Consider the following 13,913-nt stretch of genomic DNA (forward strand, 5'->3'; position numbering starts at 1 on the left):
CTTCTTTTTCCTTTTGTTTATTGGTTTTCTTAGACATAGAAGGACGCCCCTTTAATTTTGGTTCCAGGCCTCCTAATCCTTCTTCCTCAAATTCCTTCATCCAGCGTCTAATTAAGGAAGGGTTGTTCAAATGAAATTGAACAGAATACTCCTCTCTTGTTTTTCTTCTTCTTAACCCGCCTATCCCCTGGGATTTATAGACTTTCACCCACTCAACTATAGATGTATCACTGCCCATATTATATCTTTTTGCTAATGATTTATAGCCTATATTGCCGTATAAATACTCGGTAACGAGCTTTATTTTAAATTCTTCATTATATTTAGCCATAAAAACACCCCCGAAAGTTAGATTTTTCTACTCTAACTTTCGGGGGTCGGTACCATCTTAGTGACACTATTTTTGTTATCGTTTTTGTCTTAAAAGACGTAATGGCCTCGTTAATTTCCAAGATCTTGAATTTTCTATATTTTGGAGTTTGAGTACTAACTTTTTATTTTGCTCTTTGCTTTTCTTAAGGTCTTTTGACTTTCTTTCTATATCTAACTTCAAATCTGATATAACTTTCTCATCTTTTTTTATCTTATTTTCTTTTTTATCTAATTTCTTATTCTTTTCCTTAACTTTACCTTTAAGTTTATTATTTTCTTTTTCTTGTTTTGGTACCATTATTTCAAAGCTTTTTTGTAGTCTCTCTTTCATTTCTTCAGAACTACAGGAAGTTATCGGGCTAACTGGATCTAGAAGTTTAATTTTTTCAAGCTTATCATCAAAAGGTAATTTTAATCCTTTAGCATTATAATTATAAACATGCTCAATTTCATTTTTGTTTAAAAAGTTGATAAAATTATTGTAATTTCTCTGATGACTTTTTTCAATAGAATGCAAATCAACCTTTTCTAATAAATTCTCGAGTTTCGTTTCCGCATTAATCTCTTCAATAGAAACCCGTGGGAAATTATGATACTCCGATAATTCTCTCATTCTTGCATCAATAGGTATAGTAATACTAGGTGTACCAGCAAGTGTTGGAGCAACATTCCCATGTAGCCTTGTCCCGATACTTATATCAACGTTTCTCATATGTTCAATCCAAGATGGAGCTGACAAAAAGAATTTAACTTGATTATTTTTATATACGTTTGACATTAAGTTGTTAGGATAGTTATCTACTTTCGTGTTAATTGCTCCACCCAAGAAAGGTGTGCCAGAATAAGTTAATATCATTTCATCCATATCTTGCGGAATAAAATTTAAATTTTTGTAGTGGTCAGAAAGGCTATTTAAGAACTTTAGTACTTCTTGATCCGCCTTAGGTGTCATGTTTACACTTATTGAGGAACTAGTATTTAATTCAATGTCGCGAATCTTTATATTTTCCCCAAAAGTATACATCGAAGGGCATCCAATAACTTGATGATCTTGACCTTCTTTAAATCCTAAATAAGAAAGATAATCAGACGTAATTTGCCCTCTTAATCCAAGTATATTAGACTTTTCCAGCACAGCGCTTACGAAACGTTTTACATCATCATCAAAGGGCCTTTTTGAACTTATATTAGGCTCATAAGGAAAAGCCATCCCCATGCCAATTACGTATACTGGAATTTTAAGCTTCTGAATTAATTCCGTGTACTTCTTTAGAGTTGGAATAAAGCTAGGTCGAATTGCATTCGCCAACGGAATTGCATAAGCATCGTAGGTTTCGTTTATCATCTCTGCATCTAAGGGATTCGTCCTATAATAATCAGAAACTAGTTCTACGTTTTCAGTAGTCAAATTTCTAAAGACACTATATGCATACATTAAATTACCAACATTGTTTCCAATTGCATTTCTTTTAATTATTTCATCTGCGCTAAAAGTATCTAATGGGGACATTCCAGACCTGACAAGTATCTTTTTCATAATTTAGATTCTCCTATTTAGTTAATTTATTAAAAACTGGTTCAACTACACGCTTGGCAGCATTACCATCTTCAAGATAACAAAATTCCTCATAAAATTTATTAAACGACTGATTCGGTTGAAATCCGTTTTCTTCAACAATTTTAATTTCCTTTACAATTTCTTCTGTAGTCCTAACTAATGGACCCGGGGCTTCTTTTTCAAAATCTAAATAAAAGCCTCTCAAGTTATCCCGATAATCTTCTAAATCATATACAAAAAATAAAATAGGGCGCTTCAAGTTTGCATAGTCAAAGAACACAGAAGAATAATCAGTTATAAGTATATCGGAAATAAGATAAAGCTCACGAATATCCTCGTGCTTTGAGAAATCAATAACAAAATCTTCATAGCCATTAAGATCAAGATTCTCTGCGACCAAGTAGTGCATACGTAAAAGAATTGTGTGCGTATTCCCAAACTCATTCTTAAGGCGCTGAAGATCTAATTCCAGGTTGAATTTGTACTTTCCCTTCTCATAAAATTGGTTATCCCGCCATGTTGGTGCGTATAAAATCACTTTTTTATCAGTTGGAATACCAAGTTGATTCTTCAAACTCTGAATCTCTTCCAAGTTATTATGATTAATTAAATAATCATTTCGAGGATAGCCAGTTTCCAGTACATCCTTTCTAAACTGAAAAGCTCGTTTAAATATATCTGTGGAATATCTATTCGGTGAAACAAGATAATCCCATTTCCCCGCTTCAAAAACGAAATTTTGTTTATACTTTTCGGTATCAGTTCCTGGCATCTGTACATCTTCAATATCTACACCCAGCTTTTTTAATGGTGTGCCATGCCATGTTTGTAAATAGACTGTTCTTTTAGGCTTTTTAATCCATAGTGGTAATCTGGCATTAATCACCCAATACTTTGCGCGCGCCATCAGAAATATCCATTTTAAAGACAGCCGTTTTACATGCGGCAGTCCCTTCTCTTCAAAAATAGAAAGGTGGCGACGATCTGCTGCCCAATAGAGCTGGTATTCGGGATGATTTTCTTTGATATATTCAAAAATCGCTCGAGGACTATCACTATACTGCTTACCATGAAAACTTTCGAAAATAATAAGTTTATTGTTTTTAGGTAGTTTGGAAGTAACAGAAAAAGCAGCTCGATATATTTTCTGCACAAGCTTACCTCTTCTTAAGTTAATAATTAATTGTTTCAATTTATTCATCCTTCATTCTTTTCATTTTCCTTATCCAACTTAGATAATACCGCTTGATAGATTCGCCGGCAATTGTGACGATCTTGATATTTAATAATGTTATCAAGCTCAATATCAAAATTCTTAAAATTAATTTCTATACTTTCCTCAATCATATCAACAAGATCTGCTTCATTTTGAGCTATCTTTCCTAAGAAGGTTTCTTCGGCCGGCCTGAGAATTCCTCTTTTAAAAAATCGATTTACATCAAAATGATAATAAATTACAGGCTTATTCATTAATGTGAAATCAAAACTAACACTGCTGAAGTCCATAATTAGTAAAGCATGGTCAATTAATAACTGTTGCACAGTTTTTGAACCTAAGCGAATAAAATGAATTCGGCTGTTCTCTTCATTAATATCCTGTGCAAAGAAATCCTGTGCTCTATAATGTGGGTAGAAGTTTATATTAACATTGTATTCTTCTAAAATTTCCTACAAACGTTCGTTATTAATTAAATTATTGTAGTAATTATAGTATTGACTTTTAAGAAACTGTTCATCTGTATGAATCCACTCTCTCCAAGTCGGCATTAATAGAATATCTTTAGAATTATTTCCTTTTGGTAAATTGTCAAACCTGGCTAAACCTGTAGCCGCGACTTCTTCTTCATTGTAACCCATTTTATTCATGACGACATCATACTTCTCTGAATCACTGCTGACAATAAATAAATCAAAAGGAAGCTCATAATTCTTCCTGTCATATTCTACAGGCTTACGGCCTAAAACCTCATGCTGTAAAAACACTTTAATGGTATCTTCATAATTAAAGAAGCCTTGAGCAGGTTTATTTGGTAATAAATTTTTAACCAATACCTTTTTATTAACGGATAATCTAAATAGTTTATTCCCTGCAACATGATAAAATACTTCTTCTATATGCTCATCTAATTTCAACCAAAACTTCTGTTTAGCATTTGATAACAAAATATAATTATTAACATCATCTGATAAGCGGCTGATTGGAATCGAAATCGTCAATTTCTTTTTCACACGTTGATATGGTAGATCAATCGTTTCCATCCCGTTAGTTAATACAGCACTAATCCCAGCATAAGATATGAAATTTTTTAAACTTACGACTATTTCTACGCTTGTATCAGCTACTACTCTTGATTGAACTACGATTGCTTTTTTCACTAAATAACTTTTACCTTTTTTATTAGCCTTTTGATATTAAACACTTCTACCAGCACTCCTAATAAAACTTATTTAGATATACTCCAATAATATATAGCATTTGGCAAACTTTCATTATTTATGACGGTATTTATTTATTGTCTAATATTCTAAATTTTAAATCATTGTATAGAATCTAAAAAAGTCACATGAATAATTCATGTGACTTTTTTAGATATTTTAAATGACAATAAACTAAATTAAATGTTTAAGTTTTGATTCTGCTCTTTTAATTTATCCGCTAATTGAATTAAATACTTTGTAAGTGGTTCCTGTAAATCCTTACGATCAAGTGCCATTTCCAATGTGGTTTCAATAAAACCTAACTTCTCTCCAACATCGTAACGATCCCCATCTACTTCATAGGAATAAACACTTTGTTCTTTATTTAACGCTTGAATAGCATCAGTTAATTGGATTTCACCGCCAGCGCCAATCTTTTGCTCATCCAAGAATTTGAAAATCTCTGGGGTAAGAACATAGCGTCCAATAATGGCCATATTCGAAGGTGCTGTTCCTTGAGCAGGTTTTTCTACAAAATCTTTTACAAGATATCTTTTTCCTTCTTTTTTTGTGTAATCAATTACACCGTAACGATGTGTCTCACTCGAAGGAACTTCTTTCACCGCAATTACAGACGATTGTACTTCGTTATATTCATTAATTAATTGCTGTAGCCCCGGCTCTTCATTAGAACGAATAATGTCATCGCCAAGCAATACAGCAAATGGTTCATCTCCAATAAATTTTCGTGCACACCAAACAGCATGCCCTAATCCTCTTGGCTCTTTTTGACGGATATAGTGAATATCTACCTTAGCAGATTCTTTAATTCTTTCTAACAAGTCATATTTTTCTTTTTGTAGAAGGTTTTCTTCAAGTTCTAAAGAATAATCAAAATGATCTTCAATTGCTCTTTTTCCTTTTCCAGTTACGATAATAATATCCTCAATACCTGAGCGAATTGCTTCCTCTACAATATATTCAATAGTTGGCCGATCTACGATAGGCAACATTTCTTTCGGCATTGCTTTTGTTGCAGGTAAAAAACGTGTTCCTAGACCCGCTGCAGGGATAATTGCTTTTCTTACTTTTTTCATTGCTATTCCTCCTTGGGTAAAAATATGGTTCTTCCTTTTCTTTTATAGGTTATTTTTACTCACTAATCATTTTTCCTTGGTAATAATTCTAAATACCTCATTATAGTAACATATAATTCATTATGCTACATAAACAGTTTATATTAAACATAAAAAGTAAACAATTCATTGACTTAAATATATATAACCTCAACTTTATTATTATCTTTATAGCTTTTCACAGCCTATAATATAAATTATAATAAGGATTATTGTTGTTAATTGAAATTATGGAAGTTTCCGTAGATAATACAATGTACTATATATTTAATTAATCACGATTTATAGTCGAAGAAATAATTTACTTTTTGTAAGGAGTGGAATTCATGACAATACTAGTATCAGGTGGAGCAGGATATATTGGGAGCCATACCGTTTTATACCTCCAGCAGCAAAATGAAGAAGTAATTGTATTAGATAACTTTTCTAAAGGACACCGTAACGCACTGCACGATGTAAAATTTTACGAAGGTGATTTAGCAGATACAGTACTTTTGGATAAAGTATTTCAAGAAAATAAAATAGATGCAATTATCCATTTTGCGGCAAGTTCACTTGTAGGGGAAAGTATGGAAAAACCATTAGACTATTACGAGAATAATGTTTTAAGCACCTTCCAGCTTATAAAAAAAGCGGTAGAACATAATGTAAATAATATTGTATTCTCGTCAACAGCAGCAACATATGGAGAACCTAAGAACATTCCAATTCTTGAAACGGACCCTACCATACCAACAAACCCTTATGGTGAAACGAAATTGGCAATAGAAAAGATGTTAAAATGGTCTTATGAAGCGTACGGATTAAACTCTATTTGCTTACGTTACTTTAATGCAGCCGGCGCTGATCCAGAAGGAAAAATTGGGGAGGATCACACACCAGAATCTCACCTTATCCCAATTGTTCTTGAAGCTGCGCTTGGGCAAAGAGATGGCGTGAAAATCTTTGGAGATGATTACCCAACAGCAGATGGCACTTGTATTCGAGATTACATTCACGTACTTGATTTGGCCCAAGCTCATTATCTAGCTGTTCAAAAACTGCTTAATGATGGCGGTTGTGATGTATTTAACTTAGGTAATGGTCATGGTTTCTCTGTTAAAGAAGTTATTGAAACATGTAGAAAAGTAACCCAGAAGGATATTAAAGCTGACGTTTCTCCAAGGCGAGAAGGTGATCCGGCTCAATTAATTGCTTCGTCAGATAAGGCCAAAAATATATTAGGCTGGAAACCACACTATGATAACTTAGAAACGATGGTGCAACATGCATGGAATTGGCATTCTACACATGTAAACGGTTATAAAAATAAATAATCATTTTAAATGTAAGCAGGAAATAATAAACCCCAATTAAAACGGAACTACCTCTATACTTATATTTAACAAATAACAGGAGGTAGTTCTTTAAAAAAATCCCATGTTCCCGTAATAATTCCAACATCAACTTCCACCACGCTTTTAAATCCAGTAACGGATTTTTCTTGTTATTCTCTGCATTTAACAATTTTGGAAGGTTGTAAGGAATCGTTGACAACAGCCTTAATAAATGAGATGTACTCCCATACTCTTCAACTACCCCGAGGTGTAGAATTATTATTTAATCTGTGGTTATATAGAGTATTTGAAAGGTATCGATAATTTGACTGCGATAATTACCAGTCAATTTTCATCAATCCTTTTAGATGAATCTGTCTTCTTATTTTGTGAAAGGAGAACTGATCGGTTAAATATATCTAGTTTGATGAAGTAAATTTCCATCTATTTTATAAGCAATATGACCAACGAGAATTAATGTTGCCGCCTTCACAAAATGACGGAGAAAAACTCATACCAAAAATAAATCGAGTGGCTGGCTGTTCGATGGGTTTTCTATCTATCAAATATTAGAATATATGCATCTTCAAACATAGTTTGGACAGATTAGAAGGAATTTTTTCGAGTCCAATGATTAAATAGGCAAGACGCCATCACTACTCATTACTGCGATATAGATTTGCAGACTGAAAAGCTTATCTCTAGATGAACGGCTGCAGGTCATCTGAAAGGTAATATATTATTGAAAGAGTTCTGGAAATAGTTAGACGTCCTTGTAATTACGTACAAAAAAAAACAGTTGATTATACACGAAAATTAAGGGATTCCCTTCAACAGCTTTTAACAGATGGACATCTTTTCATTAGTAATAATCTCGCGGAACGTTCTATTCGGTCTGTCTCGAAAGGTCGGAAAAATGATATTTCTATACGAGTGTATCTGTTACCCAAGAGAATACCATTGAGTATATTCATTCCGAACAGCAAATGAAAATAGGATTAATTCATTTGACTATCCAAACGTTTTATTTGTTGAACTCCCTAAACTTGATTCTTCTTAACGTCCTAAAAACTAGAAAAAATAGTTTCCGCTGAGTAATTATATTCAAGTCGAGGTGGAGACCTTCTCAAAAATATAAAACGGCTTAATAGCCTTAATAGAGACTCTTTACAAAAAGTTTACTCTTTTTAGGGCTATTTGCCGTGGTGTCATACTATTTTTCCGCTTACGAACATTATTTTGGTTATGTTGCGTATTGTTAAGTCTAATTGAAGTTTACATTTTTCATCTATAAATTCTAACAATCCTCTAATAATTATTTTTTGATTTTTCAGTCAAGTTGGATATTGCGGATGAAAAGAGCCGCTTGTGCGGAGAAAAGAACCACCGTTTACGGAACAGTGAGCCACAGCGAAGCTGCTTGTCATTGACTGTAACGCCCGATTCTTTGCATTTGCTGGAAGGGGTCGGGGCCCCGCCAGCGAGTGCTTAGAATCGGTTTGGGTTTGTCCGTGTTATCATATTTGAGCAAGTGTGCCTCTTAGGCATTATTTGTGCCAGACCTACGATAGTTCCACAACACGGACAAAAGTTAAGTCAATGGTGGCGGACTAAAAATTTGTACTACCTCAAGGACTGTGAGATAAGTTGTTTCAGAGTTTTATTGATAGCGGATCTCTTTGTCGCACTTGCTGGTTCAGTTCTCCACAAACGGTGGCTCAATCTGTCCACAATACTCAGTCAAATCATTCCTTTTATTACTGGCTATAAAGATAATTACAATTATATTTGTAATATCTTCATAGCTTTTTTATTAGTTACTGTTATAGATGTAATACTTAAGCATTTAATGATTCATAAAATTTATCATCTATTAAAATATTTACATAGTGAAATTCTTTTTCATTAGAAACTCCAAGTCCAAGAACTATTTTATTTTTCTTTAATTCATTAAAAACACTTTGGTTGACTTCAAACACACCTTTTAGCCATTCTTTATTCTCTGCAGTTTTAATTTTTTGTAATTCTATAAATCGATTTCCTATTTCATCTAAATTGTAGTAATTCTTAATGTATAGATAATACTTTTCATTCTTTATACCTGATGATAGTGTGTTTTCAATATCAAAATTTATTGCAATACTAGATTCATTCTTCTCCACGGATACTTTTTGTAATTCGGACAACAAAACCTTCTTTCTTAAAACATCGTTATTTTCGTTTTGTTTTTCAACGTCTTTTATTAGCTCTAACCACTTTTGTTTTAATATTTCCGGCTTATACTCTTCTATTTTTTGCTTTGTATTTTTTGATAATTTCTTGAGCAATTTTTTATCTTTTTGAACTTCTATTATTGCATTTGCCAATTCTTTTATATTGCCATTTTCAACAATCAACCCATTTTCTCCATGATTTATTAGCTCTCTGGGACCATAATTGTAATCGTAAGCGATAACCGGGGTCTGGTTGCTCAAACTCTCCAATATAGTCATTCCAAAACCTTCATTAATTGAGGTAATAATAGATACCCCACCAGAATAGAAAGTCTCGTTGGGATTATTTGTGTACCCCTTAAGTTCAACAGCTTCTTCTAAGTTATTATCATCTATAAACTTTTGGTATAGTTCTTTTTCCTCTCCGTCCCCCCATATTTCCAATTTTACTGTTGGCAATTCTGTGTTTACTAATTTAAATGCTTCTAAAATATCCATAATTCTTTTTAAAGGAATAAATCTGGATATTACCACCACTTTACTATAATCTTTCTTTTTAAAAAGACTATTTTTCTTTTCTGTTGCATAATGTGGAATTCTATACAAATTTTTATAAATACCAAATTGATTTACAACATGTTTTAATTGTTCCTTAGTCAATAAAACGACAGCTGAAAACTTCGATATGTCTTTTAATAACATTTTTCCATTATAATTTCTTAATTTGGATCCAAATGTATATGGTTCTTTTAAATGTGTGCTATGCACAACTGCAACCGATTTAATGTTTTCTTTTTCATACTTATTATCAATAAGCGTGTTATCTAATTTTCTCTGCTCCGAAAAGAAAATACTATTTTCAAAAGTTTGATTAAGAGAAGCTACCCAAAATTGATTCATCTCTGTTTCATTTTTGAATTTGTATTTAATCTTTTGTTCCCTATCAAAAACCAAACAACGAATAGTTTCACCAGTTGATTTATTATAATCTATACTTAAATACAAATTAGAGTCTCTTGTATAAAAATCTTGACGAATAATTTTTTTTGTTCTCATATCAAAATAAGATACTTTGATAATATTTCCTAAAGCATCATAAATTTCTCTTTTTTCTTTTCTTTTCTGCGCGTCAAAGAAATCTTTATAAATAACAGTGCCATCTCCATCTAATTGAATATAAGAAATTTGTTTGTCATTATCAAAAACTTTATAAGCATTCTTTTCTTTATCGTACTGATATGATACTTCATCTGTTTTCTCAAAAGTTTTTTTCCCATGATGGTTGTTTAAATAGACATCTTCACCCGCGAAAAATTCATAAATGTTTATAAATTCAATAGTATCTGGAATATCTCTTTTTTCCTTTACAAACTCAATTATTTTTCCATAGTTCACCTTAAAATTATTGGTAAGAATAAATGATTTTTTTGCATGGTCAGCTAATAATTTTGCTCTGTTAATCGTTGCTTGGGTTCTTCCACCTGAATTTTCGCTAAATGAATCCAACATATAAAAAAAATGTCTGTTATCTTTTCTTTTCATAAGAGCCTCCTATGATTGGCATTTTGAAATGTTAAATTTGACTCTTCTTTATCAATAGTTAGCTACTAATCTAAAAGATAGAATTACTGTGTATTTTAGACACATCCTCTTCAGACATAATAGACAACCCCAAAGATGTAAGGGACATGACTCTTACATCTATCTATAGCTTGTCATGTCCACTTCTTTATCTAAACAAATTGTAACTCCCCAGATTAAGTAGTGAAGAGATTTAAATTTATTTCAAAATGCTATTCTTGATGTCTAATATTTTTCTTCTTACACTATAGGGTATAAGGTGGCTTAACTTAAACTTTGGTATTTTTAGTGAATCACTGATTAACCAATCTTTATTTTCTTCAATAACTTTATAAATTCGTTCAGAATTATGGTTATCCATAAAAGTAAAGTATTCATTTCTCATTTCTGCATATTCGTTCTTTTCTTCAAATCCATTTTGAATATAATTTTCAACGATACTGATTAAATCTGAAGTCTCGTATGCAACATCTCCAAATAAATCTGTATCAAAATCCATATAGGCTCCTTCGTACTCTAAATATTTATCTTTATCAAAATGAAAAAATACACATGGCTTTTTCAAATAGAACATTTCCCAAATAACACTGGAATAGTCTGAAATCATCAGAGAACTTTTCATAATCATCTCATCCATTGGAACTTCCAGAAAACCGAATTTTTCTATATTTGATGATTTGCTGTCAAAAAGATCAATATAATCCCGAAATTTGGGATGTAAAAAGAATTTAATTTTCACATTATGTTCTTCCAATAATGCATGAAGTTTCTCTGAAGAAAGAAATTCATTATATTTTTTAAAGTATTCACTTTCCTTAAACTTATCTTTTTCCATACCATCCATCCAAGTTCTCCATGTCGGCATTAAGAAAATTTGTTTATATGGTATTTCTTCTGTTCTATCAACTAAACCATCCCATCTTGCCAAACCTGTAGCAGCGACTTCTGATTCGTCATACCCCCAATCATTGACTATCATTTGCTTTTCAAATTCTGACGGTGCGATAACTAAATCAAAAACGTCTCTATTCTTATGAAAGTCTGGAACTCTTTTTAAACCATTCACTCCATGCTGGAGATAAACAAGTTTTTTGTTTGTTAATGTTTTAGCAAGCTTACTCTTCTTCAGTTTTAGATTATAGCTATTTCGCTTTGTATCCGATGAAATTAATAATTTAGATGCAAACATATAAACAAAATATTTAAATGACATAAAGTAAATAATTTTATCTTTTTTATCCGAAAGATTCTTTATTTCTGGAGAGTTTTTTTGGATAATATAATAAAATTCATCGTGTTTTTGATTTTTATACACATAATCAAAGAAATAATATCCGCTATCGTGAGCAGAAATGGCCAATTTTTCAAAAGCTAACCAGATATTTCTCTTAGCATAATGTTTATAAAAAAGCTGAACATACAAATAAGCTAAATTTTCTTTCAACAAGTAATATCTATTCTCAAAAAACTCTTTTTCACGGTACGTAAACGAAAGATCATTAGATAGTGTCATATATGGGTATATAATATCCGAATTATTGATTTGATATTGATATTTGGAGATTGTCTGATTAATATCCCATGCAATTTTTTGGGCTACTGAATTTATTTTTACATAATATTTTTTTTCATTACCAATGATACCGATATATAAATCCCAATAAAGGGGGTACAAATCAGCTTCTTTCAGATTGATTGTACTGTTTACAACAGTTTTCCCATTAAACGTATCTACTTCTGTAATAGAGAAGCTTCTTTGATCCAGACTATCTTTATTCCTTTGAATAAGATGCAATGAATTTAGCTGTAAATCTTTAATAAAGGGAGACATTACACTAATTTGTAAATCAACCATATTTTTCTTCATTTTAAATCCAATAACTTGAGCTTTCAATTTAAATTCTTCTTTTATTAAATTAGAAAGGTTATTTCTCACCATCGCTAGTTCGTTGTTTACTGTAATATAAATTCTTGTTCTTTGTTTATATGTGGAATCATTCTCGAAATTCTGTTTGAAAGGCTCAAAAAATCTTTCAGGTCTTTCTAAAAGAGCGTCTTCAAACATTCCAAGCTGATAACTGATTGTACTTTTGGGATTGTTTATTAAATAAAAATCCCATCTTGTACCATTCTTAGTCTCTAATGTATCTAACAAATAATAAAAGTTGAAATAAAAACAATTGGATTCTCTTTCACCATGTATATAATATATCTTTCCATTATTCCTTTGTTTTACTAATAAGAACGGAGTTTCACTAATACAATCATTATGGGAATCATCATTTAAAGAAAAAAGTAACGCTGTACCTTTAATTCGTATATCCTTAACAGATAAAGGTGTAACATTTTTTAAATGACTTTTATGAAAGTTATATTTCGTCAAATCAACATAAGCCGGCACGTTAGATTGCTCTTGTGAAATTTCATCTTTTAAATTTTTGGTATAGAAACCTTCTTCTGTATACAATAATAAGTAGGCTGATTTAATATTGGCTGAAATTTGATTACTCACAGTTATTGTTTCTACTTTATCATCCCACTGCAGCTCTTCAAATACATTATCTGTCAACAAAAATGCTTTTTTAATATTTACTACAGAACTAATGTTAAATATTAATTCATTATCTTCAACACCTTCGTATTTCACTTTGTCACTTAAATTGCCTAGACATTTTGTTTGTTGCTTTATTGCCGATACATACTTTTCTTTATTGTTGGTATTTTCTGATATACGAAATGCATGTTCATTTTTTAAAACAATTACTGCTACGTCAAAGAGTCCGGTTAAATACTCACTGGAAAGGATAATTTCATCTTTTTTAAAATGTAAAGGAACAATATGATGAATAGAAGTATCCCTTTGAGTAGCAATTGCTAACAAATTAGAGCTATCCTTTATTGCTTCCCTCTTCAATCTATTTCCCTCAGATGTAAAGAGGTTTTCTATTTGTAAGATAGGTGCATCTTTTACTTGAGTAAACAAAGCATTTAAATGCAGGAATTTCATTTTTATTTTCTTATTTTCAGCCTTTAAAATTCCTTGAACTTCACCAAAGAAAGGAATAACTCCTTCCATTTGGGAATATAAATCAATATTTTGATTTTCTTTATCAATAAATTGTAGATCATAGAAAACATCTGTCGGGAAAACTTCGTTAAGAACGAGGAAAATTTCTGCACTATCTTCATCCAGAATATGTTTAACAAAATGAATGCTTTTATCCCCTATTTTTATATATTTAATTTGCTCAGCCATAGTTTGCGCCATCACAAATTTATTAGTCCCATTTTGAAATTTTATCTCAATATAATTCATTTT

10 protein-coding genes and 1 pseudogene are annotated in these 13,913 nt (G+C 31.5%); 3 read left to right on the forward strand and 8 right to left on the reverse strand.

All coding sequences use genetic code 11. The features are described from left to right. From OSO01_RS21995 to galU, 6 genes and pseudogenes are all read right to left on the reverse strand, one after another. The coding region (locus tag OSO01_RS21995; RefSeq protein WP_147212610.1) for a helix-turn-helix domain-containing protein at positions 1 to 331 on the reverse strand (331 nt) is incomplete at its 3' end. A 75-nt stretch (positions 332 to 406) separates the two neighbouring features. Then, positions 407 to 1,909, reverse strand: coding sequence for a polysaccharide pyruvyl transferase family protein (locus OSO01_RS22000; protein WP_147212611.1), 1,503 nt, complete (start codon positions 1,907 to 1,909; stop codon positions 407 to 409). Positions 1,910 to 1,922: 13 nt separating this feature from the next. Next, positions 1,923 to 3,131 (reverse strand): annotated as a pseudogene (locus OSO01_RS22005) (CDP-glycerol glycerophosphotransferase family protein); the annotation flags it as partial. After that, on the reverse strand, positions 3,128 to 3,595 hold the full coding sequence (locus OSO01_RS23825) for a CDP-glycerol glycerophosphotransferase family protein (protein WP_371863318.1): 468 nt from the start codon (positions 3,593 to 3,595) through the stop codon (positions 3,128 to 3,130). The pseudogene OSO01_RS22005 and the gene OSO01_RS23825, both read right to left, overlap by 4 nt. Positions 3,596 to 3,598: 3 nt before the next feature. Next, entirely contained in the window at positions 3,599 to 4,306 is a 708-nt protein-coding gene (locus OSO01_RS23830; RefSeq protein ID WP_246145280.1) for a CDP-glycerol glycerophosphotransferase family protein, read from the reverse strand. Positions 4,307 to 4,545: 239 nt separating this feature from the next. After that, entirely contained in the window at positions 4,546 to 5,445 is a 900-nt protein-coding gene (galU, locus tag OSO01_RS22015) for a UTP--glucose-1-phosphate uridylyltransferase GalU (protein ID WP_147212613.1), read from the reverse strand. Positions 5,446 to 5,810: 365 nt separating this feature from the next. Between galU and galE the strand changes: the two genes are divergently transcribed. The 3 genes from galE (at position 5,811) to OSO01_RS24140 (ending at position 7,790) form a co-directional block, all read left to right on the forward strand. Beyond that, the gene (galE, locus tag OSO01_RS22020) at positions 5,811 to 6,800 is read left to right on the forward strand and encodes a UDP-glucose 4-epimerase GalE (protein ID WP_147212614.1); all 990 of its coding nucleotides are present in this window, start codon (positions 5,811 to 5,813) and stop codon (positions 6,798 to 6,800) included. A gap of 286 nt (positions 6,801 to 7,086) precedes the next feature. Next, on the forward strand, positions 7,087 to 7,236 hold the full coding sequence (tnpB, locus tag OSO01_RS24135; protein WP_147212639.1) for an IS66 family insertion sequence element accessory protein TnpB: 150 nt from the start codon (positions 7,087 to 7,089) through the stop codon (positions 7,234 to 7,236). A 323-nt stretch (positions 7,237 to 7,559) separates the two neighbouring features. Then, the gene (locus OSO01_RS24140) at positions 7,560 to 7,790 is read left to right on the forward strand and encodes an IS66 family transposase (RefSeq protein ID WP_371863319.1); all 231 of its coding nucleotides are present in this window, start codon (positions 7,560 to 7,562) and stop codon (positions 7,788 to 7,790) included. A gap of 848 nt (positions 7,791 to 8,638) precedes the next feature. On the opposite strand, the gene OSO01_RS22035 is transcribed toward OSO01_RS24140, so the two are convergent. Further along, positions 8,639 to 10,555, reverse strand: coding sequence for a glycosyltransferase (locus tag OSO01_RS22035; protein ID WP_147212615.1), 1,917 nt, complete (start codon positions 10,553 to 10,555; stop codon positions 8,639 to 8,641). Positions 10,556 to 10,793: 238 nt separating this feature from the next. Further along, entirely contained in the window at positions 10,794 to 13,910 is a 3,117-nt protein-coding gene (locus tag OSO01_RS22040; protein WP_147212616.1) for a CDP-glycerol glycerophosphotransferase family protein, read from the reverse strand. Between the last annotated feature and the right edge of the window lie 3 nt (positions 13,911 to 13,913).

Source organism: Oceanobacillus sojae, assembly GCF_007991515.1.
Taxonomy (GTDB): domain Bacteria; phylum Bacillota; class Bacilli; order Bacillales; family Amphibacillaceae; genus Oceanobacillus; species Oceanobacillus sojae.